Genomic DNA, 25,818 nt, shown 5'->3' on the forward strand with positions numbered 1-25,818 from the left:
GTGGTGACTGCGTCGGGGTCGTGTGTGGCCACGATGTGGGCGATGGTGTTCTCCACCCGGCGTGCGGTGAGCCCGCCGATGGTCGTGAGGCGGTGAGCGGCTTCGGTGTCGATGAACGCCAGGATGTCGGGGTCGTCGATGAGGGCGGTTTGTTCGATGACGCGGCGGAACCAGAACGGCGTCAGGACCCCGTCGCGTAACAGGCGCCCGATGGCGGGGATGCGGTCGAAGCAGGCGAGGGCCTCATCGACGAAGCGTTCAGCGGTGCACTGCCGCACCCCGGCCACCACGGCGTAGGAGGCGGCGACCTGACACAGCGGATCATAAAGCCGCGTGAACACATCACTGTTCCCGTTCCCGGCGGTGTCGGCAGCGGTGTTGGCGTCGGCGGCAGCATTCGCCTCGGCGATCCGGTCACTGGCCAGGTCGTAGATGGCCCGATACCGATGCCAGAGGACCAGGCCGTGGAAGGAGTCGGCGCGAGCGGCGAAGAGCATCATCGCCGCATCATCACGCCCAGCATCATCACGCCCAGCATCATCACCACCCGCTGCCCGGCGGGCCGCTCCAGCGGGCCGCGGGAGTCGGATCACCAACTCCTCATCGGTCACCGTCACCGACGGCTCCGCGAGCTCACCGGGCCCCCGCAACGCCGGACCGGGCCCGGGGTTGCCCGGTCCGGGCGGAAAGATCATCGTCGCGGTCATGGCACCCTCCCCGAAACTCCCGATCACATAGGCAGTGATCTCGAACTCGAACCATCTCGAACTCACGTTCGATGATACTCGCGGGGCCCGACAGATGGTTCAGCAATCCGGACGACCACGACGCCACCCCGACGCCCGGGCCACCCGCACCTTCGAATGCACCGATGACCCGGCGACGTCTTCCCCGTCGCCGAGCCACCGGGTCCACGAACGGATGCGAACACCAGTTCGATTAGAGGTCACGGTACGTGTCGGCGACCCGGCGGACAAATCCGACCGCACCAACCGATAGGCTCCGACAGTCTGCTGTGCACACCGGGTGCGGTGGGCGATCGAGAGGACACGGTCACCGAAAGGCGGGAACGCGGCGATGTCGTCGAGCTTCGACTCCACCCCGATCCGCATCTCGTCACTGCCTGCCGAACTCGCTCACCTCTGGCTCGACCCGGCCGTCCACACCTATGTGACCGCGATGCACTACCCGCGGGGCAGCGAATCGGATCGCGTCCCGCTGTGGCGCGACCACATCGGCCGACCGGGCTGGTCGGCGTTCGGCGCCTTCGCGACCGTCGGCGCCGTGGAGGCGCTACGTCCGACCTTCTCCCGGCTCCGGGTGCGCGCACCGCTGGCCGTCTCCGACCGCGAAGTGCTCGTGGGGGTGGCATACGGCTACCGCGGTGCCGCCGATCAATGGTGGAACCGGCAGCTCTACACCGGCCTCCTCCGCGACGGGAATCCGCCCGCGGAGGCGCGGGACTTTCTGCGCGACTACTTCGAGCTCACCGAACTCCACGTGCATCCCGCAGCACAGGGTCGCGGAGCCGGAATGCGACTCCTCACCGCCCTCCTCCGCGACCGCACCGAGGCGAAGGTCCTGCTGTCGACACCCGAGGTTCCCGACGAGGCCAATCGGGCCTGGGAACTGTACCGACGCCTCGGATTCGTCGATGTCCTCCGGGGCTTCACGTTCGCCGGCGATCCGCGGCCGTTCGCCTTCCTCGGCCGGCCCCTCCCACTGCCCGGCTCTCAGCACCGCTGAACACACCGGCGCCGGGCTACCCGGCAAGCGGGGACCGTTCTGGCACGATGAGGCGGTGATCTCCGTTCGTCGATCGTCCACGCTCGCACTCGTCGCACTCCTCGCGACGATTCCGGTGCTGAGCGGCTGCTTGACGAAGTCGACCACCGTCGGCGACCAGTTCTCGGGAACCGTCATCGTCGCGACGACGCCGTCGACCAACCCGCAGACGCCGGTGTTCGACATCCCGGCGTCTCTGGGCGCCCAGGTGTGGCAGGACGATTATCCGGAGCAGGACGAGTCGTCGACGGACCCCGCACCCACCACGACGCCCTCGCCGCCGCCGAACCGCGACGCAGAGCCCTCACCGGAGGGCAAAGTGGGCTCGCGGTTGACGTTCGACCACCTGTCGACCGGGCAGTTCGGCCAGCTCGGCGACATCGTCGCCTCAGCGCTCCCCGACCCCGCGGCGACCGTCACGTTCAAAGCAAACCGCAGTGACGACATCGTCCGTCTCCGCGGGTCCGCCGCGCTCGCCGGAATCGACCCGGCCACCGCATACATCTCGATCGAGGTGACGTTCGGCGGGGAGATCGTCGCGACGAACGGCAAGCAGACGGGATCCGAATCGGTCGCCTGGACGCCCACCGGCGGACAGGACGTGGAACTCCAGGCCGACTCCGAGTACGCCGACCCGGCGACGGCCGCGGTTCCGAGCTGGACCTGGTTCATGGTGCTGCTGTGCGCAGTCGTCGTCGCCCTCGTGATCTACACGGCCTATCAGTCACGCGACCGCGGACCTCGGCCGGGGCGCACGAAGCGGCGTAAGCGCCGCACCTCGGACGAGACCACCGCGAAGGACGCGGGCCCCGCGGACTCCGACGACTGACGGCCGCCGGCAGTCCACACCCGTCAGACCGGGGCCAATGCCCCTCGGACGTCCACGCCGATCCGTTCGAGGACCTCGCTGGTCGCCTTCGCGAAGTTCAGGGTGCAGAAGTGCAGGCCCGGAACGCCTTCCGAGATCAGCCGCAGGGACGCCTCCGTGCACAGGTCGATGCCCACCTTCCGGACTTCGGCGCGATTCTCCTCGGGGCCGTCACCGGCGGCGCGCGCCAACCGTTCTTCGACGGCCGGCGGGATGGTGCTGCCCGACAGTTCGGTCATGCGGCGCGCCGACGCCAGCGACGTGATCGGCATCATCCCGGGGATCAGCGGTTTGGCCGCCTGCTCGGGGTCGGCGGCGACGAGTCGGTCCCGCAGCCGAAGATAGTCGTCGACGTCGAAGAACATCTGCGTGACCGAGTATTCGGCGCCCGCGCGCAGTTTCCGGACGAGGTTCCCGGTGTCGGCAGCCAGGTTCGGCGCCCGGTGGTGCCCTTCGGGGAAGGAGGCGACGCCGATGTGGAAGTCGCCCAGATCACCGATCAGCCGCACCAGCTCTTCGGCGTACTCGACACCGCGCGGATGCTTCACCCAGTCGCCGAGCGGGTTCCCCGGCGGGTCGCCGCGCAGCGCCAACAGGTTCACGATCCCCTTGTCGGCGTACGACCCGACGAGCCCGCGGATCTCGTCGATGCTGTGGTTGACGGCGGTCAGATGCGCCACCGTCGGCAGCGTGGTCTGGGTGGCCAGCTCACCGGCGATCCGCACGGTGCGATCGCGCGTGGTGCCGCCGGCACCGTACGTCATCGACGCGAATGCGGGGTTCATGCGTTCGAAGGTGCGGACCGCCCGCCAGAGGCGGGCCTCGGACTCCGCATCGCGGGGCGGGAAGAACTCGACGGAGAACGGGACCGGCCCCGAGTGGGGGGCGGCGAGACGTTCGATGACCGACTGGCCGGTTCGAGCGGCGGCGTCGGCCCCGGGGGCGGTGGGTTCGATCACTCCTCCATCATACGAACCCGCGGGAGTGCTCCCGGCTGCGCCGAGGGACCGCACACCCCGGTAACCTCTCCATTTGTGGTGAGGATTGCGCAGGTTCCGGCCGAGGTCGACGAGGTGCTGACCGAGTTCTTCGACTCGTCGCGACCCGTCCTGCACGACATCTATCCTGTCGTCGCCGAAGCCGGAGACCTGCTGGCAGACTTCGTTCTGTCGGGAGGCAAGCGGGTGCGCCCACTGTTCGTCTTCGCGGGATGGCAGTGCGGCCGCTCCCACCCGTCGGCGGCGATCCGCGACGGGGACGAGCTCGCGTCCGAGTGCGGTTCGGATCATGATGGGTCTAATTCGTCCTCCGCACTGCGGGTCGGCGCCGCCATCGAACTCATTCAGGCGTGCGCGCTGATCCACGACGACATCCTCGATCGCTCCGACACCCGTCGGGGACGCCCGACCGTCCACCGGCGGTTCGAGGCGACCCACCGGGATCGGGATTTCTCCGGTGACGCCGAGCGTTTCGGGGTCAGTGCGGCGATCCTCGCCGGCGACCTCGCGTTGGCGTGGGCCGACGACCTGGTCCACGGTTTGGGGCCCTCGACCGGCGCCTCGACCCCGGTGGTCCGCCTTCCCCATGCCGCAGGGGCCCTGTGGTCGCAGATGCGCACGGAGGTTCTCGGCGGCCAGTTCCTCGACATCGTCAACGAGGCGTCCGACGACGAGTCGATCACCGCCGCGTACCGGGTCATGGAGTACAAGACCGCCGCCTACACGGTGGCGCGTCCCCTCCAGCTCGGCGCGGCGCTCGCCGGCGCCGGGTCCGAGCTGTCGGAGGCGCTGCACGGCATCGGCCTCGATCTCGGCGTCGCGTTTCAGTTGCGCGACGACGTCCTCGGCGTCTTCGGCGACCCCGAGCTCACCGGGAAACCGTCCGGCGACGACCTGATCGAGGGCAAGCGAACCGCGCTGCTCGCCGAGGGCCTGCGTCTGGCGTCACCCGAGGGTGCGCGACTGCTGAGGTCGAGCGTCGGCCGCGACCTCGACGACGCCGAGGTGACCGCCGCCCGGAACGTGCTCGTCGAGTCCGGGGCGCTCGACGCCGTCGAACGTCAGGTCGACGACCGCCTGTCGGCCGCATTGACGGCCGTCGACGACCTCGACGTCGCCGACGGTGCCCGCGCCGATCTGGTCTCCCTCGCCCGCCGCATCACTCACCGGGAGAGCTGAACCGATGGCCCGCGACGCCACCGTCGTCGTCATCGGCGCAGGTCTGGCCGGGTTGACCGCCGCGGCACGGCTCCGCGCCGCCGGTCACACCGTGACGATCTTCGAGGCGGCCGACGTTCCGGGAGGCATGGTCCGCACCGAGACCCTCGACGGCCACCGGTTCGACACGGGCGCCACCGTGCTCACGATGCCCGGCCTCGTCGTCGACGTCCTCGGCGAACTGGGCGTCCCCGAGGCGCAGGCGTGGCGGCGGCTCGCCCTGTCGCCCGTCGACCCGGGGTACGTGATGAATCACGCCGACGGGACGTCGCTGGCGGTCCCCCACGACGCGTCCCGACTCGCCGACGTCGTCGCCGCCGAATACGGCGACCGGCAGGCCGACGGCACGCGGGCGCTCCTGGACTGGCTGCGGAACGTGTACGAGGCCGAATACGACGTCTTCCTCAACCGCAACTATTCGGGGCTGCGGGATCTCGCCGGCCCGTCGACCCGGTCGGCCGCAGCGCGGCTGGTCCGCCTCGGCGCGTTGCGTGGACTCGCCGGAGCCGTCGGCCGATTCGTCGACGACCCGCGCCTGGAGCGGGCGTTCACCTTCCAGGCCCTCTACGCCGGAGTGCCGCCGACGCGTGCCCGCGCGATCTACGGGATCATCGCGGACATGGACATCGGGCGCGGCATCTGGGCGCCCGAGGGCGGGATGGGACGCATCGGCCGAGTGTTGGCCGACGCACTCGGAGACGCCGGTGTCCGGATCGAGTACGGGACGCGTGTCGACCGCATCCTGCGCCGCGTGGACGGCTCGGTCTCCGGGGTGATGGTCGGCGACCAGACCGTCGCCGCCGACGCCGTCGTCGCGACTCTCGAGCGAGACCGGGTCGCCGACCTGCTGCGGGAGTCCGGCGCCCGGCGGCGCAGGCTCCGCTACTCCCCGAGCGCCGTGGTCGTGCACGGACTGCTGCCGGCGGGTGCGGCCGATCGTTGGCGCAGCGGCCATCACATGCTCGACTTCGGCGCCGCCTGGGCGGAGACCTTCCGAGATCTCACCGCGCGCCGCGGACGGCCGATGCGGGACGGCTCGTTCCTCATCACCCGCGCGGCCGTCTCGGATCCGGCTGCTTTCGCCGTCGACGGGCTCGAGTCGATCTCCGTGTTGGCGCCGACACCGAACCTGGTGTCGGCCGACCTTCCCTGGGATCGGCTCGCCGAACCGTATGCCGCCGAATTCCTCGGTGTGCTCGAGGAGCGCGGCTACCCCGGTCTCGCCGACCTGCGGGTACTGCGGATCGACCATCCGCTGTCGTGGCTCCGTGACGGTCTGCCCGCGGGGACGCCGTTCTCCGCGGCGCACACCATCGCTCAGACGGGGCCGCTGCGCACCCCCAACCTGTGGCCGGGAACCGGGAATCTGGCGATCGCGGGGAGCGCCACCGTGCCCGGCGTCGGCATCCCGCCGACCCTGCTGTCCGGGGGTCTTGCCGCCGACCGGGTCTCCGAGTACCTCGCCGGCCACTCGACGGCGGGCGGACGATCATGAACGCTGCGTCCCCACCGACTTCTGCGTCCGCACCGACGTCGGCATCATCTCGTCTCAGGGCGGGGTCCGTCCTCTCTGTGGTGCGCCGGTATCCGGACGCGCTCCTCGGCCTGGTCGGCTCCCTGCTGGTCTTCGCGGGCAGTTACGGGCTCGCCGACGTCCCCCGGAACGATGCGACGCTCGAAGGCCTCGGCTTGGCGCCCATGACGTACGGATACGGCAAGACGCTGTCGGGGTTCGCCTTCTGGCTGGGGATCGCGCTCATGGTGATCGCATGGGTGCGGATCGGCCGTGACCATCGGCGGATGAGTCTTCGCGCCACACTCACGACGATCGGCGCATGGACCGTCCCGCTGATGTTCGCAGTGCCGACGTTCAGCCGTGACGTTTACGCCTATCTCGGTCAGGCGGCCGTCCTCCAGCACGGGTTCGACCCCTACACCGACGGCCCGGCGCACAATCCGGGACCGATCGTCGACTCGATGGCGCAGATCTGGGCTCCGACGACCTCGCCGTACAGTCCGGCGTTCATGCTCCTCATGCGCGGGGTCGTCGGCATCGCGGGCGACAACGTGTTCGCCGGCGTCTTCCTGGTCCGGCTGGTGCTGCTCCCCGGACTGCTGCTGACCATGTGGGCGGTGCCGAGGATCGCCGCGCATTTCGGGGCGAGCCGGCGGCTGGGACTGTGGCTGGTCTTGGTGAATCCGATGCTGCTGGTGCACCTGGTGGCCGGCCCCCACCTGGAACTGCTCATGATGGGTCTCCTGGCAGCGGGTGTGGCGCTGGTGCTCGACGGCCGCCACGTCGTGGGACTCCTTGTCCTCGGCGTGGCGGCGTCGGTGAAGATCACCGCGGCCATCGCGATCCCGTTCGTCCTGTGGATCTGGATCGACCACCGTCGCACGGCCCGGCGGACGGAGTCGCCGGACGCCGCGGAGCCCGTCGGGTTCGCCGAGCGTGTCCGGCTGTTCGTCGCGACGGCCGGCATCCCCGCTGCCGTGTTCGGCGGGTTCACCCTGACGCTCGGGCTCGGCGTCGGGTGGATCAACGGCCTCTCGTATGCCTCCCGCATCATCAATCCGTTCACGATCCCGATAGCCGTCGGGCACGTCGTGACGTATGCGGTCGCGCCGCTGACCGTGTGGAATCTGCAGGAAGTGCTCGTCGTGACCCGGTTCCTCGGTTCGCTGGCGCTCGCCGTGATCCTGGTGACGCTGTGGTGGCGCAGTCGCGGCGGGGAGCGCGCGGCCACGGCGGCGATGGCGTGGGCCATGTTCGCGCTGCTCCTGCTGGAGCCGTCGACGCTCCCCTGGTACTACACGTGGGTCGCGTGCATCGCGGTCGCGTTCACCCTGCCGATGTGGGCCAGGCAGTGGGTCGTCGGGGTGAGCGTCTTCTTCCTCATCACCTTCCAGCCCGACGATTCGATCCTGTTCTACAAGCCCCTCGAGTCGGCGATGGCGTTGGCCCTCTCGGTCCTCGCCGCGGTGTCCCTCCGCCGCCGCGATCCGCTTCGACTCCGGTCGCTGTGGTCTCTGCTGGTTCGCGGCTGACGCCATGATCGCTCGCCCTCCCGTGGCTTCCCGCACTCGCGTGGCTCCCGCCGCCGACCGCGGCTACCGGGTCGCCGCCCGGATCGCCGCCCGATCCGGCCGTACCTATCATCTGGCGTCGCGGCTCCTCCGCCACGACGCTCGACGCGCTGTGCACGCGCTGTACGCCTACGCCCGCATCGCCGACGACATCGTCGACGGCGGGCTGCCGGCCACCGTCGCGATCACCGCTCTGGACGACCTCGACGATGCGCGCTGCGACGCCCTCGCCTCGCGGGGGCGGGGTCGTGTCGAACCCGAGGTGGCCGACGTTCTCGCGGCGCTCGCCGACGCTGTGCGACGCTTCGGGATCGATGCGTCGACGTTCGACGCCTTCGGTCGATCGATGCGGATGGATCTCCCCGGGCATCCCCTGCACCGGTCGCGCTTCGCCACGCTCGACGAGCTTGCGGAGTACACCTACGGGTCGGCCGCGGTGATCGGTCTGCAACTGCTGCCCGTCCTCGGCGCCGATCCCGCCGACCGGCGAACGGCGGCGGGGGCGGCGCTTCTCGGCGAGGCGTTCCAGCTCACGAATTTCCTGCGCGACGTCGCCGAGGATCTCGCACGCGACCGCATCTATCTGCCGGCCGATCAGCTCGCGGCGTTCGACGTCGATGAAACGGTCCTCCGCGGCTGCGCTGCGGCGGGTCGTGCCACACCCGGGGTTCGTCGGGCGGTGGCACACCTGATCGCCGTGAACCGCGATCAATACCGGCGCGCGGTTCCCGCCGCCGATCGGCTGCCCGGCGTGAGCCGACCCGCGATCCGCGCGGCCGCCGTCTCGTATGCGCGGATCCTCGACGAGATCGAGCGACGCGACTGCGACGTGTTCGCCGGACGCGCGGTGGTTCCGACGAGTCGCCGGGTCGTCGATGCGACGCTCGCGTGCCTGCGCCGCCCCGCGCCGAGGTGAGTCGAACGGCGATTCAGAAGGCCTGCGCATGAGCCCGGCGGATCACCTCGCGCGCCGAATGGGTGTGCAGGGCGTCCGCCGGACGCAGTCCCAGGTCCTCCTGTTCGGTGAAGAGCCACTGCATCGCCTCGTCGCGGGTGTAGCCGCCGTCGAGGAGCATCGTGACGAGACCCTCGACATGCTTGGCGAGTCCCCGCTCGCCGAAGAACGCCTCGGGGATCACCGGGATCCCGTCGCGTGAGGCCGCGAGGAGGTTGTGGTCGCGGATCAGCGTGCGCAGCCGGTTCCCGGAGACGCCGAGCCGCGCGGCGGCCTCGTCCAGGTCGAGAACCGGAACGTCGGCGGGGAGGATGTCGATCGAAAGCGGAAGTGAACCCACGCCGATCACCCTACCGCGACCCCGCGCGGCCTCCACGGTCGATTCGCATCCAGCGGGTAGATTCGGTCACCGTGACGACCCCTGACGATCCGCTGCTCGGCCGCGTCCTGGAGCGGCGGTACCGCATCGACGCGCCGATCGCGCGCGGCGGCATGTCCGCAGTGTATGTCGGCACCGATCTGCGCCTGCACCGGCGAGTCGCCGTCAAGGTCATGGACTCGCGTTATGTCGGCGACCCCCAGTTCCTCCGCCGCTTCGAGTTCGAGGCGCGCGCCGTGGCCGGTTTGAACCATCCCGGCCTCGTCGCCGTCTACGACCAGAGCATCGACGGTGACATCGCCTTCCTGGTCATGGAGTTGGTTCGCGGCGGCAGTCTCCGCGAACTCCTGCGCGAACGCGGCCCCATGCCGCCGCATGCGGTCGCCTCGGTCGCCATCCCCATGCTGGGCGGTCTCGGCACCGCCCACCGTGCGGGGCTGGTGCACCGAGACGTGAAGCCGGAGAACGTGCTCGTGTCGGACGACGGCGACATCAAGGTCGCCGACTTCGGTCTGGTGCGCGCCGTCGCCGAGGCCGGTGTCACGTCGGCCAGCGTCATTCTCGGCACGGCCGCGTATCTGTCGCCCGAACAGGTCGACTCGACCGACATCGACGCGCGCAGCGACGTCTTCTCCGCGGGCGTCCTGCTGTTCGAGTTGTTGACCGGGCGACAGCCCTTCAGCGGCTCCACTCCGCTCGCGTTGGCGTACCAGCGCCTCACCTACGACGTCCCGGCGCCCGGCGACCTGATCGAGGGGGTCCCCGAGCAGTTCGACGAGATCGTCCTGCGGGCCACCGAACGTCGGCGCGGCGACCGCTTCCGCGACGGCTTCGAGATGCAGCATGCGATCCTCGACGCCGCCGACGATCTCCGCCTCCCGGCGTTCACGGTGCCCGCACCGCATCGCGCCGCCGAACGTGTCACCGCCGCGATCGCCCGCCCGGTGCGGCCCGTCCACGTGCCGGCGCGCGGAACCACCGAATTCGGGGATCCGGCGGACGATTCGGCAGACCCGTACGCGAATGATCACGCCGATGAGTACGCGGACGACTACGGCGATGTCGGCCCCGTCGACGACCCGGCCGACGACGAGACCTTCGCGGCGCTCGGAGAGTTCACCCGAACGGACGCCGGGCCTCCGGTCCACGATGCGCCGGTCGCCTCGGGAAGCACTGCGGCAGCGGTGATCTGGGTGTCGCTGGTGATCGTGGTAGCGGTCGCGCTCGGCGCCGTCGGGTGGGCCGTCGGCGACTACCTCGCCTGACGTCGCCACGAGCCACGCGGTACCGGACCGGTCAGCCGCGCAGCATCTCCGCGACGAGGAACGAGAGCTCCAACGACTGCTGGGTGTTCAGCCGCGGATCGCACGCCGTCTCGTACCGACCGCTGAGGTCGAGATCGGAGATGTCCTGAGCACCGCCGAGGCACTCCGTGACGTCCTCACCGGTCAGCTCGATGTGGATGCCGCCCGGGTGTGTGCCGAGCGCACGGTGCACCTCGAAGAAGCCCTGCACCTCGTCGACGACGCGGTCGAAATGCCGGGTCTTGAATCCGCTCGACGACGTGTGGGTGTTCCCGTGCATCGGGTCGCACTGCCAGATCACCTTGTGGCCGGTCTCCTCGACCGCCTGGACGATCGCCGGCAGCACCTCGCGGACCTGACCGTTACCCATCCGTGAGACCAGCGTGAGCCGGCCCGGCCGGTTGTCTGGGTCGAGCGCCTCGACGTACTCGACGGCCTGCTCGGGCGTCGTCGTGGGGCCGATCTTCATTCCGATGGGATTGCTGATCAGCTTGGCGAGCGCCACGTGGGCGCCATCGATCTGCCGCGTCCGCTCACCGATCCACAGGAAGTGAGCCGACAGATCGTAGAGCACCTTGTCGTCGCCGCCCCGCGGGTCGTCGGCGAGGCGGAGCATCGCCCGCTCGTAGTCCATCACCAGTGCCTCGTGGGAGGCGAAGATCGACGCCGACTCGAGGCTCGAGTCGGTGACCCCGCACGCATCCATGAAGCGAAGGCCGCGGTCGATCTCGGCGGCGAGGGCCTCGTACCGAGCTCCCGCGGGCGACGTCCGGACGAACTCGCGGTTCCAGTTGTGCACATGGGCCAGACGCGCTTCCGAACCGGTCAACGACCGCACCAGGTTCATCGCGGCGGCCGCATTGGCGTATGCGCGCACCAGCCGTGACGGGTCGTGGACGCGGGCGGCCTCGGTGGCGTCCAGTCCGTTGACCATGTCGCCGCGGTAGGACAGCAGGCCGAGAGCGTCCGTGTCCGAGGACCGCGGCTTCGCGTACTGACCCGCGATCCGGGCCACCTTGACGACCGGGAGGCTCGCGCCGTAGGTCAGAACGACGGCCATCTGCAGGAGGGTGCGGATGTTGCCCTTGATGTGCGGCTCGGTGTTGGCTGTGAAGGTCTCGGCGCAGTCACCACCCTGGAGCAGGAAGGCCCGGCCGTGCGCCACCTCGGCCAGTTGTCCGGCCAGCTGCTCCACCTCCGACGGCATGCAGATCGGCGGCACGCTCTCCAGGACGGTGCGCATCTTCCGCGCCTCCTGCGCCGGCCAATTCGGCTGCTGCAGCGCGGGGCGCGACAGCATGTCGTCGAATTCGTCGGCGAGCCGTCCCGGCAGCGGCGGGAGTTCGGGCAGTTCGTCGATGGGCACGTCCACGGTCCAGTTCACCACGGCTACCAGACTATCGCGCCGCTCACGTCGACGGCCGTGACGGCCCTCACCGACCCGCTGCGGCCTCGATGGCCCGCCACTTCGCGAGGTTGTGACGCGCGTCGGCGAGCGCGTCGTGCGCGTCACGCGGGACCGGTGGGAGCTCGGGGCGTCCCGCGCACTCCCAGTGCTGTTTCAGTTCGCGCGTGAATCGCGGCATCTCACGCGGCAGCTCGGTCATCGACCCCCACAGCTGACACAGCACCACGTGGTCGTACGCCCCCACCCAGGCCCACAGTTCGACGTCGTCGTCGGGTTCGGTGAGGAAGTCGAAGAGGTTCTCCCGAATCGCACGGCGGCTCCGCCACGCTCGGTCGGCCGGCGAGGGCAGCTTGTCGAGGACGTTGGCTCGCACCCACTGGCCGGCTCGCGCGGGATCGAAGTCGGTCGAGACGGCGTAGAACTCACGCCCGTCCTCGCCGACCACCCCGATGGACACCAACTCGATGGTCGTCCCGTCCTCGATGAACTCGGTGTCGTAGAAGTAGCGCACGGGTTCTGATTATCCACGGACGGCGGGTGATACTGGGGAGCATGTCCTTCGCCCCCGGTCTCGGACGTCTCGCCTCGGCCCTCACGCGGTGGCGTCCGAGCGTCGCGACACGCATCGCGATCTCCGCGATCTTCCTCGTCTCGGCGACCCTGCAGATCTTCGGCGTGCCCTTCACGTCCAGCTTCGGCACACGCACCCGGTTCGACATGGACGTCTACCGGATCGGCGGGCAGATCTGGCATCAGGGGTTGAGCCTGTACGCCGACGGGTCGATGCCGTTCACGCAGGACGGCATCTGGCTGCCGTTCACCTATCCGCCGTTCGCGGCGCTGCTGTTCACCCCGCTCGGCGAGATCCCGCTTCCGGTGGCCAGCGTCGGCATCTCCGTGGTGACCGCCGCCCTCCTGGTGATGGTCACCCGCGCCTGTCTGACAGTGCTCGACGTCGGGTCGACCGACAACCGGACTGCGATCGCCGTCGTGATCTCGACCGCGAGCATCTGGTTCAACCCGTTCTGGATGACCCTCGGCTTCGGTCAGATCAACATGGTGCTCATGGCGATGATCGTCGCCGACGTCTTCCTCCTCAATCGGTTGCGCCACACGCGATACCAGGGCGTCCTCATCGGGATCGCCGCAGCCGTCAAGCTGACCCCGCTGGTCTTTCTCGGGGTGTTCCTGCTGGGCCGACGCCTGCGGGCCTTCGCCACCGGGATCGCCGCATTCGCCGTCGCCGCGCTCCTGGGCTGGATCTGGATGCCCGCGGACTCCGTCACCTACTGGACCGACACCCTGTTCCACACCGGCCGGATCGGTGAACCCGAGGGCCGCATCAACCAGAACCTCAACGCCGCATGGCTTCGCGTCTTCGGCGACACCGGCTCGGCCGCGACCGTCATGTGGATCGCGAGCTCACTCGTCGCCGCCGGTGTCGCAGTCGCCGCCGTCCGCGCCGCGGATCCGGTGCGCGCCCTGCGTCCCGGGTCGACGGCGGGACGCGTCCCGGCGATGATCGTCACGCTGTCGATAGCGATCTGGGGGCTGCTCGTCTCGCCGACCACGTGGGCGCACCACTGGGTGTGGTGCGTGCCCGCCGTCCTCACCTGCCTGGTGCTCGGGTATCGCGGCGGCACGACCGGCCACCGCATCGTGTACTACACGCTGGCCGCCGCGGGAACCGGGATCTTCGCCGTCGGACCGTTCCAGCTCCTGCCGCCCATCCAACACGGGTGGGAGCCGTGGCAGCACGTCGTCGGCAACGCGTACACGCTGTGGGGACTCGGCCTGCTCGTCGCGTTCTGGCTGCTGCCCTGTCACCGCACCGTCGCCGCCGCGAGCGACGCCGTCAGGCCGCCGGCTTCGCGCCCGGACCGGACGGACTCGACGGAACGTCCTTGACCGTCCCGTCGGAGTTCTTGAGGCTCGCGGCGTACACGTCGACGTACTGCTGACCGCCGAGCCGCATCAGGGCGTACATGATCTCATCGGTCACCGCGCGTTCGATGAAGCGATTGCCCGCCATCCCCTCGTAACGCGAGAAGTCGAGGGGTTCACCGACGCGCACGGTGATCCGCGTGGGCCGCGGCAGCACGGTGCCGGGCGGGTTGATCCGATCGGTGCCGACCATGGCGACCGGGATGACCGGCGACCCGGTCTCCAAGGCCATCCGAGCCAGTCCGGTCTTCCCCTTGTAGAGACGACCGTCCGGCGACCGCGTGCCCTCCGGGTAGAGGCAGAGCAGACCGCCGTCGTCCAGGACTCGCCTCCCGGCCTTCAGAGCGCCCGCTGCGGCGTCGGCACCGCTGCGGTCGATGGGGATCTGCCCCGAGGTGCTGAAGAACCAGCGCTGGAAGCGCCCTTTGAGACCGGTCCCGGTGAAGTATTCGCTCTTGGCGAGGAAGAAGATCCGGCGCGGCACCATGAGCGGCAGATAGAAGCTGTCGACGACCGCGAGGTGGTTCGACGCGATCAACGCGTGTCCGTCATCGGGGATGTTCTCGAGGCCCTCGATGCGCGGCCGTCCCATCAGACGCAGACCCGGGCCCATGAACACGTATTTGAAGAGGTAGTACCACATGGAGATCTCCTGCCCTGCTGCCGACGACCGTGCTCACGGTCACTCCTGTGCGAAAACGCGTCGGGTGCAACTCTACTGGCTGCCCGCCGCACGTGCGGCGAGTCCCTGCCGTGCGACCTGTGCCGCCCCGATCACCCCGGCCGACTCCCCCAGCTGGGTGCCGCGGATCCGCGCCAGACTGCGGTGCCCGCTGCCGGTGATGGCCGCCGCATAGTGTTCGCGCGCATCGTCGAGGAACAGTCCGGACGCCGCACCGACGCCGCCGGCCAGAACCACCAGGTCGGGATCGAAGACGTCGGCGATCATCCCGAGCCCGTAGCCGAGCCAGCGGGCCAGATCTCCGTACGCCGCCAACGCCGCCGGATCGCCGTCGGCCGCCGCCGCAGCAACCCGGCGGCCGGTGAGCGACCCCGGGTCGGACTCCGATTCGGCCGCCAACGCACTGCGCGGATAGTGGTGCGAAGCAAGCAGTTCGAGCACGGTGTCGACCAGTGCCGTCCCGCTGCAGTACCTCTCCCAGCAGCCGCGTTTCCCGCAGCTGCACGGTCGACCGTCCGGAACCACCGTCAGATGCCCGAACTCCGGGGCGACGCCGAAGCTGCCCCGGTAGATCCTGCCGTCCATGATCATGCCCGCGCCGATGCCCGTGCCGATCGACAGGACGAGGCTGTTGTGACCGCCCGCGGCCGCACCGAAGTGCAGTTCGGCGACCGCCGCGGCGTTCCCGTCGTGTTCGGCGAAGACCGGGATCCCGAGCCGTTCGGTGAGGATCGCGGGCACCGGAGCCTCCCGCCAGGCGAGGTGCGGGGCGAACCGAACCACCTGACGGTCGGGGGTGAGGAAGCCGGCGATCGCCACGCCGACAGCGCCGACCGCCCACCGGTCCTGCAGTTCCGCGACCAGTCGGTGCAGACAGTGCTCCAGGGAGTCCGACGTCGGCGGCGTCGCCGTTCGCAGCGTGTCGAGCAGCCGTCCCTGCGGATCGACCACCGAGGCCCGGACGCTGGTCCCCCCGATGTCGATGCCGACGGTCAGCTCGGGATTCTCGGGCCGCGCCATGTCAGTGTCCCGCGGGTGTGACGGTCACCGAGATCGTCTCGAAACGGCTCGGGGCGTCGTCGGTCGCGACGCGATCCGAGCGGAGCACATCGGCGACGGCCTCCAGGACCGCGACGAGGGCGGCGATGATCCGGGCGAGCAGATCACCGAGTTCCTTGACGAGAGTTCCCACTTCGCCGAGGAGATCCGGGATCGGCGACGCCGCGTTCGGTCCGGTGGCGCCCGATGCGGTGGCTCCGGCGATGAGTCCGGCGAGCTGATCGATCTGATTCGCGACACCGAGGAGAAGCGTCTGCACGGGATCGCCCGCGGCGCCCGCGCCGCCGGCGCTCGTGTTCTCGGTCATCTTGCTGACGGATCCTTCACAGACGGGGGTGGACGACTGCGGTGATTGTAGCCGCCGGACGGTCTACGGCTGGGAGCGCATCGGCCGCTGGGGCCACACGTCGGGGTCCGGCCGGAATCGCAACACCAGTCGACCGTCACGCCAGTCGGCCCCGCCGACCGTGCAGCGACGGAGTACCGGCGGCAACCGCACCGGATGGCGGAAACCGGAGACCGTGACGAGCAGATCGTCTCCGGACCTCCCCAACGCCAGGCGAGCGGGATCGGGCAGCCCCTGCGGCCACGCCAGTTCGAACACGCTGTCGAGGTCCTCGCCGCCGACATGCGTCACCGTCATCGCACCCGAGCCCCGCGGACGGCCACCCGGCGTCGGCAGGTCGACGGCCACCCGCCGTACCCGTGACAGGCGGTCGATGCGGCCGCTCGCCGCGCCGATCTCCTGCACGACGACACCGTCGACCCGGCGCGCGATCTCGGCGACAGCGCGGGTGTCGAGTCCTCCCGGTCCCGCATTGACGTGGACGGACCGTAACGGAAGCGCCGTGAGGTCGGCGATCGCCGACATCTCACCGACCGCCCGTTCGCCGCGCGAATCGGCCGGAACCACGAGGTGCGCGGCGACCCCGTGCGGGTCGCTGAACAGGTCGGCGACGTCGACGCAGTCGCGGTCGATGCCTTCGACGGCGGCCGACAGCTGGGCCAGGGCCGGCTTCTCCGCCGCCGCAGCCAATCGGACGTGGCGAGGCCACAGCCGTTCGAGCGCCGCCGACAGCACGGTCGGCGCCCGCAGCAGAGCGAAGGCGTCACCCGCCCCCGACAGATCGACCACGACGCGTCGCCAACGCCCCTCGGTGGCGGCGTCGCGGATCCGCCTCAGCAGCAGGAACTCCTGCGCGCCGGGCAGGGACGTCAACTCGCCGGGGGCGACCGACGCGAGGGTGCCGACGACCGGCAACGCCGACCGACCGCCGATGACCGCGGTGAGCGCAGCGGTGAACTCGGCCCACGCCTGTTCGACGACCTCGAGCGGATCGATGAGCAGCAGATCGACCGACGCCGTCACCGGAACCGGCTCGCCCGGGACGCGGAGGACGCCGAGCAGGTCCGGCAGCGGACTGCGCCCGTCGAACGACACCAGCAACGTGTCCCGCTCGTCGCTGATCCGCAGCCCTGACGTCCGATCGGGCGACGAACCACCGCAGGCGGCGGCCGCGGCGAGCACGGAGGCACCCGAGCCACCGGGCCCGAGCACGAGGTGGATGGGCGCTAGATCGATCAGCCTTCGACCCTCTTCTTGAGTTCGCCGAGGGCCGCCTCGATGATGGCCTTCTCGGCGCGACGCTTCAGTTGACTGATCATCGGGATCTGCAGGTCGACGACCAGCGAATACGTCACCTTCGTCGAACCCGGAACCTGCTGGACCAATCGGTAACTGCCCTCCTGCGAGCGTTGCAGGTCGCTGGAGATCAGCCGCCACGACACACCCGCGCCGGACTGGTCCCACGTGTAGGCCAGCTCGTAGGTGTCGGCGAGCACGCCGGCGTCCAGGACGAACCGAACGCGCACGCCGCGCCCCAGCTCGTCACGGTCGAGCACCGACACCTCGCGCGCGGCGGTGACCCACTCCGGGTAGTTGTCGAAGTCGGCGATCACCGCCATGATGTCGGCGACGTCGGCCCCGATGACTGTCGACTGCTCCGTGTGATCGGCCATCGCCCTACTCCTCCGCGGTGCCGGCCGACGCGGGCACCGCCGGGTCGCCGGCCTCCCGGTCGCCCTCCAGCAGCCACTTGACGTGGAACGACATGTCCTTGCCGGCAATCCTGCGCACCCGGTTCATCTCGGCGAGAGCGTCCATGCGCGCCCGCGGCTCGACGGGCACGTCGCCCGTCGGCTCCGCGTGCAGGTAGTAGTGCAGGGTGAAGCCGTCCATACTCGCCTCGCACCAGATCTCCATGGTGCCCGACAGCGGCCCGTCGACCGTCCAGCGGACACCCTGGTCACCGCGGTCCTCGACGACCTTCAGCACCAGATCCGGCCACCACTGCCGCCAGCGTGCCCGGTCGCCGACGACCGCACCGGCGAGAGAAGGCGCCGCGGCTACGAAGACCTCGTCGGCAACCTGAATGCTCGTCACCGTCTTAGCTTCACATACCCGGCCCCGTCCGGGAAACCCGACCGGTCGGGACCGGCGCCTCGTGGGCGCTACGGCACCGGCCGCTCGGGGGCGATACGGCACCTGCCCCTCGGGGGCGATACGGACTGCACCCTCGAGGGCGATAAGGTGGCCGCAACGATTCAGGTCCGTGCGGATTCACGTCTGTGCAGATGTTCTTCGGTGTTGGAAGGTGTAATTGATGGCCGAGTACCGCGCCCCCGCGCATTTCGAGATCTCGCAGGAGCGGAACGCGTCCGACGTGCTCTTCGACATCGTCGAGAAGCGGGGCAGCCAGACCGTCTTCCGCCGACAGGAGGGCGACCGGTGGCTGCCGGTGACCGCCGCGGAGGCGGGCGCCCAGGTGATCGCCCTGACCAAGGGGCTCATCGCATCCGGCATCGAGCCCGGTGACCGCATCGCCATCGTCTCACCCACCCGGCTGGAGTGGACGCTGCTCGACTTCGCGATCTGGTCGGCCGGAGCCGTCTCCGTCCCGGTCTACGAGTCGTCCTCGTCCTCGCAGATCGACTGGATCATGGAGGATTCGGGCGCGACCGCCATCATCGTCGCCGGCCCGGAGCACCGCGCGGTCGTCGACCGCGCCGAGTCCGTCACCGACGCCGTCCAGGTCTTCCAGATCGACGTCCCGGACGGCCAGGGGCTCATCGACCTGCTCACCGAGCGGGGCGCCGACGTCTCCGACGACGACGTCGCCGCACGCCGTCGCACGCTCGGCGCCGCCGATCCGGCGACGCTGATCTACACCTCCGGCACCACGGGACGTCCCAAGGGCTGCATGCTCACCCACTCCAATCTCCTCGGCGAGATCGAGGGAGTCATGCAGACCTCGTTGAACACCCTGCTCGGCGAGGGCAAGCGCCTGCTCATGTTCCTGCCGATGGCTCACGTGTTCGCGCGCGCCATCAACCTGGTCGCCATCGACGCAGGCGTCGAGGTCGGCTACACCAGCGACATCCCGAACCTCGTGCCGATGTTCGCCGTCTTCCAGCCGTCGTTGATCCTGTCGGTGCCGCGCGTCTTCGAGAAGGTCTACAACTCGGCACGCCAGAACGCCCACGACAGCGGCAAGGGCAAGATCTTCGATCTGGCCGCCGACATCGCCGTGGAGTACTCGACGGCACAGCAGGCCGGCGACGTCGGTCTCCTGCTGCGGGCCAAGCACACCGTCTTCGACAAGCTCGTCTACGGCAAGCTCCGGGCCGCCCTCGGCGGCGAATGTGAGCTGGCGATCTCCGGCGGCGGCCCGCTCGGCGAGCGCCTCGGCCACTTCTTCAGCGGCGCCGGCATCCCCGTCTACGAGGGTTACGGGCTCACCGAGACCACCGCTGCCGTGGCCGTCAACACTCCGGGCCAGGTCAAGATCGGCACCGTCGGCCGTCCCATTCCCGGCAACGCCGTCCGCATCGCCGACGACGGCGAGGTCCTGCTGTCCGGCGAGGTCGTCTTCACCGGTTACTGGCAGAACGACGAGGCGACCGCGTCCGCCATCACCGACGGCTGGTTCCACACCGGCGACCTGGGCTCGCTCGACGACGACGGCTACCTGCGGATCACCGGCCGCAAGAAGGAGATCATCGTCACCGCCGGAGGCAAGAACGTCTCACCGTCGCAGATGGAGGACGTCATCCGCGGCAACGCACTCGTGTCGCAGGCCGTGGTGGTCGGCGACCAGAAGCCGTTCATCGCCTGCCTCGTGACCATCGACGACGAGGCCTTCGGTCCGTGGAAGCAGCGCGCCGGCAAACCCGCCGACGCCACGGTCGCCGACCTCGCCGACGACGCCGATCTGCGGGCCGAGATCCAGACGTCCGTCGACGCCGCCAACGAGACCGTGTCGCACGCGGAGTCGATCAAGAAATTCCGTGTCCTGCCCGAGGACTTCACCGAGGAGAGCGGCGAGCTGACGCCGACGCTGAAGGTGAAGCGCAACGTCGTGGCCGACAAGTGGGGCGACGAGATCGACGCGATCTACCAGAAGTGACCCGGTAGCCTCCGAACCGGCCGGGCGGTCCGTCAGAGCAGTCGCATCAGACGGGCCGCCTGCTGCCGCCACTGCCAGTTCTCGACGGCCCAGTCACGACCCGCGGCCCCCATCGCCTCGCGCATCGGGGCCGACGAGAGGAACTCGACGACCGTGTCGGCGACCTCCGCGACGTCCCGACCGTTGACGACGGTCCCGGTGACGCTCTCGCGGACCGTCTCCGGCGCACCGCCCGAGTCGCCGGCTATCACCGGGATCCCGCTCGCGGACGCCTCGAGGAAGACGATCCCGAGTCCCTCGACGTCGAGGCCTCCCCCGCGAGTCCGCGTCGGCATCGCGAACACGTCGGCCAGCGCATGGTGCATGGGCAGCTCGTCAGCGGGCACCCCGCCGGTGAACAGCACCGAGTCGGCGACGCCCGCATCGTGCGCGAGGCGGTGGAGGGTGTCCGCGTAGGGGCCGCCGCCGACGATCACCAGCCGGGCGTCGGGCACGCGCCGGAGAACGGTCGACCACGCCCGGATGAGCACATCCTGTCCCTTCCGCGGCACCAGCCGCGACAGACACAGGACCACCGGCGCGTCGCCGAGACCGTAGCGGGCGCGCAACAGTTCGCGCGCCGCCGGGTCGGGAGCGAACCGTTCCACGTCGACCCCGCAGGGCACGTACTCGAGTGCCGCGGACGCACCGAACGCCGCCGAGAATCGGTCCCTCGTGTATCTGCTCACATAGGTGATGACGTCCGAATTGCGACCGATGTAGCGCAGGACCTGCCGCGACCCGGGCAGCATCGACCACCCGACCTCGTGCCCGTGCGTGCTGGCCACGATCCGTTGCGCTCCGGCCCGTCGGAGCGCCGGACCGAGGACGGCCAGCGGCGCCGCCGCCCCGAACCACACGGTGTGAACGCCGTGTTCACGCACCAGTGCCGCCGCCCGCCGCTTCACGAACGGCGTCGGCAGCATGAGGCTCGTCGGATGCCGGACGATCCGATACGGTGCGGCGGCGTCGTACTCCCGGCAGCCACGCCACTTCGGGGCGTACACCACCACCTGCTCGGGCGGCAGGAAGGAGATGAGGTTCTCCAGATACGACTGGATTCCGCCCGGCCGAGGCGGGAAGTCGTTCGTCACCAGCAGGGTGCGCTGCATCAGCGCGCCTGCTTCCGCAGCCACTTCTGCCAACCGGCGATCATCGCGGCACGGTCCCGGCCGATGGCGTCGGCGAACGCCTTGTTCATGGCGTCGGTGTCGCCGCCGGCGCCCACCTTCGCGTACATGTCCCTGAGTTTCTCATCACCGACCGTCTCCCCCAGATACGCGGCGAACGACCAGGCCGCCTGGTAGGCGACGCGCGCGCCCTCCGAGTCGACCGAGAACGAGCCGTCGGCGGGCAGAGCCTTCGGGACGTCGCCGCCGGCCACGGCCGCGGCCAGTTCGGGTGCAGCCTCGACCAGCGATCGATAGGTGCCCTTGCGTCCGACGTACTCCGGGACGCCCTCGCTGAGCCACAGGGGGGCGTTCTCCGCGGTCGCCAGTCGCGACGCCACATGCGTCAGCTCGTGACGCAGGACCACCGCGAGGGCCGGCGCCTCCAGCGTTCTCGCTGCGGGGGCCAGCACGATGCGTTGACCCACCACCTCGTCCTTCTCGCGGTCGATCCGGCTGAACACGGTCGCCGCGGCGGCCACCGTCGTCTCGCTCGAGTCGGTGCCCGTCAGCGTCGAGAACTGTTCGGCCGTCGACGTGGCGATGACCGCGGTCCGGCGCGGCCAATCCTCGCCCCAGAACTCGGTGACGGCGCGAACCGCACTCGGCAGGGCCTTGCGCACACGGGAAGCCGCCGCCTCCGCGCCCGGATAGCTCAACACGGTCGAGCTGCCACCGAGCGTCCGGACGTCGAGCGCCGCGAGTCCGGGGAACGCCCACGGCCCGAGCTCATCGACCTTCGGATGATCGCGTGCCGCCTGCGACGGATCGGGAGACAGACTGCCGTCGCCGACCACTTTCCAGTCGTCGCCGTACCGCGCGAACGTCATCGTCTGGTGAAGGGTGACCGTCGGTTCGTCGAGCCCCGGGCTCCGGGCCCCGCCCAACGCGTAGTCGAGCTCAACGGGAGTCACCCACGTGTCGGTGGCTCCCTCGTCGTCGAGTCGAGCGGCCAGGTCGTCGTCGACCATCCGCTCGGCACCCTTCTGCGGCGCCACCCGGTACGCGAAGTCGCGCAGCGTGAGCTTCTTCGTCGGCGCACTGAGGTTCCGCTGGATCGTCTGCAGTCGGTCCCGGAAGCGGGACGACGCGGCACCGTCGAGCAGCGCGTCGAGGCCCTTCTCATCACGGGTCCGCAGCGTCGAGGACAGCTGGTCGAGCAACGCCGTGACACCATCCACGCGCTGCTGCTCGTACGGATTCAGCGGGGTCGTCGACGCTGAGTCCGAGGCTCCCCCGGCGGCGTCGTCTCCGGCCCCGCACGCGGCCACGGGAAGCATCAGGGACACCGCGGCGATGAGGCTCGCGGCCGATCGTGTGAACCGCACTCAGTACCGTCGCGCGGAGTTGTACGGACCGGCCTTGTCGACGGGTACGACAGCCACCGGAACGCCGAACGTCGAGGCGTGCACGACATAGCCGTCGCCCACGTACATTCCGACGTGCGTGGCGCCCGGGTAGTAGATGATCAGGTCGCCGGGCTTCAGGTCCTCGCGGGCGACGGGCCTGCCGCCTGCGAGCTGGGCCTCACTGGTCCGCGGAAGTGTCACCCCGGCCTGTCGGTACGCCCACAGCATCAGGCCCGAACAGTCGAAGGTCTTGGGCCCCGTGGCGCCCCAGACGTATTCGTCGCCGATCCGCGACAGCGCGGCCTGCACCGCGATCAGGGCGGGCGACGTACCCTTCGGCACCGACTTCGGATCGAACTTGTACTTGGGTCCGCGCAGCGCAGCCAGCTGCTTGCCCGTCATCGATTCGTAGATCGCGCGGATCTGCACACCCTGAACCTGCAGGCCTGCCTGCTCGGCTTGCAGCCGACCGCGGGTCTTCTGCGACGCTGCGATGGCCGCGGACGCGGCCTTGGCGGTGTCCTCGGCCTTCTTCTTGGCCGCAGTCGTCGCCTTGGCGGTGTTCACCACGCTCCGAAAGTCTCCGGCCGCCTGCCGCGAGACGATCTCCAGCCCGCTCATGTTGTCCAGAAGACTCTGCGGCGAGTCGCTGACCAGCATCGCGTAGAGGCGGTTGACTCGCGCTCCCCGATAGCTGACGCGAGCGAGCGCGTCGACCTTCCGCTGCGCAGCGTCCATCTTCGACTTCATCGAGGCGAGCTTCTTCTCGGCCGCCGCAGCCTTCTTGCGCTCGGTTTTGACGATCTTGCGCTGTTTGTCGTATTCGACCTGGGCCTTGTTCATGGCCTCAGCGGACTGTTCCGCCTTCACCGACAGCTTCTTGTACTTCGCGAGCAGTTGGTCCGCCGACCGCGCCGGGGCGGCCTGCGCCGGCGCCGCTGTCAACGACGTCGCGGGAAGGAGGGTCGCGATGAGGACGGCGGAGACCAGCAGGGCGATCGCAGCGGTGATCCGAGCGAGGCCACGCCCCGGCACGGCGCGCGACACTCGACCGTCCGTCGTGGCGGCCTCGGCGCTGATCGAATCACCCACGGTGCTGAACCCTCTTGTCTCCGTCGGCGGTCCCGTCTCCGGTGATCGCCGACACCCAGTCTCCTCGAAAACCCGTGAGGGCGGGCGGACGCCGCAGCGTCTCACCCGCCCCGCAGGAAGTTCATCCAGTCATCGGTCGCCCAGGTCGTGTCAGTAGCGACGGATACCGGTGACGTTCCAGGCCTTCACCTTGTCGCGCTTGACCGGCACGCCGTAGGTGGAGGCGTGAACGAAGACACCCTTGCCGGCATAGATGCCGGCATGGCCGCCGCCGTTGAAGATCAGGATGTCGCCCGGCTTGGCCGATGCGAGCGAGGCCACCGGGGCGCCGCCACCGAGCTGGCCGTAGCTGTCGCGCGGGATCGTCTTACCGGCCTGCTTGAACGACCAGTAGAGCAGTCCCGAGCAGTCGAAGGCGTTGGGGCCGGCGGCACCGTACGAGTACGGCGAACCGATCTTCGACTCAGCGGCACGGAGGGCACGCTCTGCGCGCACCTCCTGGCGGTCGAGGTTGCCCTTCAGCTTCGGCTTCGGCACCGCATTGTCCGGCAGGCCGGGGATGTCGAAGGTTCCGATGTTCGGGATCGTCACCGGGGCGGCGTCTGCCGAGGGAGCAGCTGCGAAGGCCACCGACCCTCCGACGGCGAGGCCGCCTGCGAGGACTGCGGTCTTGGCGGCCCGACGACCGGTACCGGGCTGCTCCAAACGATGCTTGGCCACGAAAACACGTACTCCTTGTTGTTCTCCCTGTCGCCGACCGGGTTAGCTGTCGGATTCGGGCCGGAAGAGATGGCCCTACGCGTACCCCGGACCCTCGCGGATCCAGGCTGTGCGATTCACCCCGATCCGTGCGGCGACTCTCGTCGACCGCACGGAAGAAGTGGTTCCCCGGCTCGCCCCCGTTTGGTGAGGACGATTAGGCGTGACACTCGCAGACACACGGATCGCTCCGGGATGTCCCTGAGTGGAATGTCTCGGAAAGATTACGAAACCCTGACGTCGATGTCCACCAACCCGAGGCCTCGAGGGCACGGAAGCGGCGATCACACCGCGCGGAGCCGCAGCGTCATTCGGTCGTCCGACTCGCTTTCACCAGCAGAAACGTCCCGTTTAGCCGCTTGAGCGACGTCCACGCTGATCAATTCCGTGGCGCTGAACACATCGATGGCCTCCGCCAGCGGGTCGACGTCTCCACTTCCCCACTCCACATCCTCGTACCCGCTGGTCAACGGCGCAATGAGGACATTCATCATGCAGTCGTCACATGCCTTCGCCCTGGCCGGGCACGTCCCGCAATCGATGATCACTGTGATCTGCCTCTCTTTCGCGTCACAGCCGCCGCGACACGCCCGCGCGGGGCCGTCGATGCGTCGGCGACTCTCAAACCTTCAATGCCGGGTGCAGACTATGGGCGAGCTCCGACAAAACCATCTGGTGCGGACCCGCACCCTCCGGAACGCGACTGTCAGACCCCGCGAGTATCATCGAACATGAGTTCGAGACGGTTCGAGTTCGAGATGGTTTCGGGGAGGACGCCATGACCGCGACGATGATCTTTCCGCCCGGACCGGGCAACCCCGGGCCGGGTCCGGTGTTGCGTGGGCCCGGTGAGTTGGCGGAGCCGTCGGTGACGGTGACCGATGAGGAGTTGGTGATCCGACTCCCGCGCCCCGCGGGAGCGGCCGGCCGGGCAGCGGGTGGTGATGATGCTGGGCGTGATGATGCGGCGATGATGCTCTTCGCCGCTCGCGCCGACTCCTTCCACGGCCTGGTTCTGTGGCATCGGTATCGGGCCATCTACGACCTGGCCAGCGACCGGATCGCCGAGGCCAATGCTGCCGCCGACGCCAACACCGCTGCCGAGACTGTCGGGAACACCGATGTGTTCACTCGGCTTTATGATCCGCTGTGTCAGGTCGCCGCCTCCTACGCGGTGGTGGCCGGAGTGCGGCAGTGCACCGCCGAACGCTTCGTCGATGAGGCCCTCGCCTGCTTCGACCGCATCCCCGCCATCGG

At 69.5% G+C, this 25,818-nt stretch carries 25 protein-coding genes, 1 pseudogene and 1 riboswitch; of the genes and pseudogenes, 10 read left to right on the forward strand and 16 right to left on the reverse strand.

The features are described from left to right. Window positions 1-707, reverse strand: a 707-nt coding sequence (locus tag G528_RS17675) for a DUF222 domain-containing protein (protein WP_245569789.1), incomplete at its 3' end; no start/stop codon positions are given. A gap of 370 nt (window positions 708-1,077) precedes the next feature. Here G528_RS17675 and G528_RS0114120 point away from each other — a divergent pair. After that, on the forward strand, window positions 1,078-1,746 hold the full coding sequence (locus G528_RS0114120; RefSeq protein WP_026919530.1) for a GNAT family N-acetyltransferase: 669 nt from the start codon (window positions 1,078-1,080) through the stop codon (window positions 1,744-1,746). Window positions 1,747-1,801: 55 nt separating this feature from the next. Continuing rightward, window positions 1,802-2,614 carry an LppM family (lipo)protein gene (locus tag G528_RS17680; protein WP_035720178.1) on the forward strand — a complete coding sequence of 271 codons (813 nt, stop codon included), beginning with the start codon at window positions 1,802-1,804 and terminating at the stop codon, window positions 2,612-2,614. Between the two features lie 23 nt (window positions 2,615-2,637). Here the strand turns inward: G528_RS17680 and G528_RS0114130 are convergent, their stop codons facing one another. Next, window positions 2,638-3,609 (reverse strand): methylenetetrahydrofolate reductase, encoded by a 972-nt coding sequence (locus tag G528_RS0114130; protein ID WP_425402239.1) that lies wholly within the window; start codon window positions 3,607-3,609, stop codon window positions 2,638-2,640. 78 nt (window positions 3,610-3,687) lie between these two features. On the opposite strand from G528_RS0114130, the gene G528_RS0114135 reads away from it, so the two are divergent. The 4 genes from G528_RS0114135 to G528_RS0114150 are packed head-to-tail and all read left to right on the forward strand — an operon-like array spanning window position 3,688 to window position 8,872. Further along, complete coding sequence (locus G528_RS0114135) at window positions 3,688-4,830, forward strand: polyprenyl synthetase family protein (protein WP_026919532.1); 1,143 nt, start codon at window positions 3,688-3,690, stop codon at window positions 4,828-4,830. 4 nt (window positions 4,831-4,834) lie between these two features. Continuing rightward, window positions 4,835-6,364: a phytoene desaturase family protein gene (gene crtI / locus G528_RS0114140; RefSeq protein WP_035720187.1), complete on the forward strand. Its 1,530-nt coding sequence runs from the start codon at window positions 4,835-4,837 to the stop codon at window positions 6,362-6,364. Further along, window positions 6,361-7,917: a polyprenol phosphomannose-dependent alpha 1,6 mannosyltransferase MptB gene (mptB, locus tag G528_RS0114145; protein ID WP_169515282.1), complete on the forward strand. Its 1,557-nt coding sequence runs from the start codon at window positions 6,361-6,363 to the stop codon at window positions 7,915-7,917. The genes crtI and mptB overlap by 4 nt, the downstream gene beginning before the upstream one ends. Window positions 7,918-7,939: 22 nt before the next feature. Beyond that, on the forward strand, window positions 7,940-8,872 hold the full coding sequence (locus G528_RS0114150; protein WP_026919535.1) for a phytoene/squalene synthase family protein: 933 nt from the start codon (window positions 7,940-7,942) through the stop codon (window positions 8,870-8,872). Window positions 8,873-8,885: 13 nt separating this feature from the next. Here the strand turns inward: G528_RS0114150 and G528_RS0114155 are convergent, their stop codons facing one another. After that, window positions 8,886-9,251: an Rv2175c family DNA-binding protein gene (locus G528_RS0114155; protein WP_026919536.1), complete on the reverse strand. Its 366-nt coding sequence runs from the start codon at window positions 9,249-9,251 to the stop codon at window positions 8,886-8,888. 71 nt (window positions 9,252-9,322) lie between these two features. Between G528_RS0114155 and G528_RS0114160 the strand changes: the two genes are divergently transcribed. Continuing rightward, window positions 9,323-10,555: a protein kinase domain-containing protein gene (locus tag G528_RS0114160; protein WP_026919537.1), complete on the forward strand. Its 1,233-nt coding sequence runs from the start codon at window positions 9,323-9,325 to the stop codon at window positions 10,553-10,555. Between the two features lie 31 nt (window positions 10,556-10,586). Here G528_RS0114160 and G528_RS0114165 read toward each other — a convergent pair whose 3' ends face one another. Both G528_RS0114165 and G528_RS0114170 read right to left on the reverse strand, forming a co-directional pair. Further along, window positions 10,587-11,981 (reverse strand): class II 3-deoxy-7-phosphoheptulonate synthase, encoded by a 1,395-nt coding sequence (locus tag G528_RS0114165; protein WP_026919538.1) that lies wholly within the window; start codon window positions 11,979-11,981, stop codon window positions 10,587-10,589. A 46-nt stretch (window positions 11,982-12,027) separates the two neighbouring features. Beyond that, on the reverse strand, window positions 12,028-12,513 hold the full coding sequence (locus tag G528_RS0114170; RefSeq protein WP_026919539.1) for a polyadenylate-specific 3'-exoribonuclease AS: 486 nt from the start codon (window positions 12,511-12,513) through the stop codon (window positions 12,028-12,030). A 41-nt stretch (window positions 12,514-12,554) separates the two neighbouring features. Between G528_RS0114170 and G528_RS17685 the strand changes: the two genes are divergently transcribed. Then, the gene (locus G528_RS17685; protein WP_051198860.1) at window positions 12,555-13,910 is read left to right on the forward strand and encodes a glycosyltransferase 87 family protein; all 1,356 of its coding nucleotides are present in this window, start codon (window positions 12,555-12,557) and stop codon (window positions 13,908-13,910) included. Here the strand turns inward: G528_RS17685 and G528_RS0114180 are convergent. The 6 genes from G528_RS0114180 to G528_RS0114205 all read right to left on the reverse strand — a co-directional run bounded on the left by G528_RS0114180 (window position 13,858) and on the right by G528_RS0114205 (window position 18,130). Further along, window positions 13,858-14,589, reverse strand: coding sequence for a lysophospholipid acyltransferase family protein (locus tag G528_RS0114180; RefSeq protein ID WP_026919540.1), 732 nt, complete (start codon window positions 14,587-14,589; stop codon window positions 13,858-13,860). The two genes, G528_RS17685 and G528_RS0114180, sit on opposite strands and share 53 nt — an antisense overlap. A 72-nt stretch (window positions 14,590-14,661) precedes the next feature. Beyond that, window positions 14,662-15,648, reverse strand: coding sequence for an ROK family protein (locus tag G528_RS0114185; protein WP_026919541.1), 987 nt, complete (start codon window positions 15,646-15,648; stop codon window positions 14,662-14,664). Window position 15,649: 1 nt separating this feature from the next. Beyond that, window positions 15,650-15,994 (reverse strand): hypothetical protein, encoded by a 345-nt coding sequence (locus G528_RS0114190; protein ID WP_026919542.1) that lies wholly within the window; start codon window positions 15,992-15,994, stop codon window positions 15,650-15,652. A 63-nt stretch (window positions 15,995-16,057) separates the two neighbouring features. Then, window positions 16,058-17,245, reverse strand: a complete 1,188-nt coding sequence (locus tag G528_RS0114195) for an ArsA family ATPase (protein ID WP_026919543.1) — start codon at window positions 17,243-17,245, stop codon at window positions 16,058-16,060. A gap of 23 nt (window positions 17,246-17,268) precedes the next feature. After that, window positions 17,269-17,706: an SRPBCC family protein gene (locus tag G528_RS0114200; RefSeq protein WP_026919544.1), complete on the reverse strand. Its 438-nt coding sequence runs from the start codon at window positions 17,704-17,706 to the stop codon at window positions 17,269-17,271. Window positions 17,707-17,710: 4 nt separating this feature from the next. Beyond that, entirely contained in the window at window positions 17,711-18,130 is a 420-nt protein-coding gene (locus G528_RS0114205) for a hypothetical protein (RefSeq protein WP_026919545.1), read from the reverse strand. 220 nt (window positions 18,131-18,350) lie between these two features. Between G528_RS0114205 and G528_RS0114210 the strand changes: the two genes are divergently transcribed. Then, window positions 18,351-20,153 (forward strand): AMP-dependent synthetase/ligase, encoded by a 1,803-nt coding sequence (locus tag G528_RS0114210; RefSeq protein ID WP_026919546.1) that lies wholly within the window; start codon window positions 18,351-18,353, stop codon window positions 20,151-20,153. A gap of 32 nt (window positions 20,154-20,185) precedes the next feature. Here G528_RS0114210 and G528_RS0114215 read toward each other — a convergent pair whose 3' ends face one another. From G528_RS0114215 to G528_RS17690, 5 genes are all read right to left on the reverse strand, one after another. Continuing rightward, entirely contained in the window at window positions 20,186-21,304 is a 1,119-nt protein-coding gene (locus tag G528_RS0114215) for a glycosyltransferase family 4 protein (protein WP_026919547.1), read from the reverse strand. Further along, complete coding sequence (locus tag G528_RS0114220; RefSeq protein ID WP_026919548.1) at window positions 21,304-22,689, reverse strand: peptidase MA family metallohydrolase; 1,386 nt, start codon at window positions 22,687-22,689, stop codon at window positions 21,304-21,306. Before G528_RS0114220 ends, G528_RS0114215 begins: the two co-directional genes overlap by 1 nt. Next, the gene (locus G528_RS0114225) at window positions 22,690-23,709 is read right to left on the reverse strand and encodes a C40 family peptidase (protein ID WP_425402240.1); all 1,020 of its coding nucleotides are present in this window, start codon (window positions 23,707-23,709) and stop codon (window positions 22,690-22,692) included. Between the two features lie 243 nt (window positions 23,710-23,952). Beyond that, a complete protein-coding gene (locus tag G528_RS0114230) occupies window positions 23,953-24,522 on the reverse strand; it encodes a C40 family peptidase (protein ID WP_026919550.1) in 570 nt (189 codons plus the stop codon). 16 nt (window positions 24,523-24,538) lie between these two features. Continuing rightward, window positions 24,539-24,735, reverse strand: a riboswitch (cyclic di-AMP (ydaO/yuaA leader). Between the two features lie 110 nt (window positions 24,736-24,845). After that, a complete protein-coding gene (locus tag G528_RS17690) occupies window positions 24,846-25,055 on the reverse strand; it encodes a hypothetical protein (RefSeq protein ID WP_035720183.1) in 210 nt (69 codons plus the stop codon). A gap of 284 nt (window positions 25,056-25,339) precedes the next feature. Between G528_RS17690 and G528_RS0114240 the strand changes: the two are divergent. After that, window positions 25,340-25,818: pseudogene (locus G528_RS0114240) on the forward strand (hypothetical protein); the annotation flags it as partial.

The sequence above is a fragment of the Gordonia shandongensis DSM 45094 genome (assembly GCF_000423025.1).
GTDB classification, from domain to species: Bacteria; Actinomycetota; Actinomycetes; order Mycobacteriales; family Mycobacteriaceae; genus Gordonia; species Gordonia shandongensis.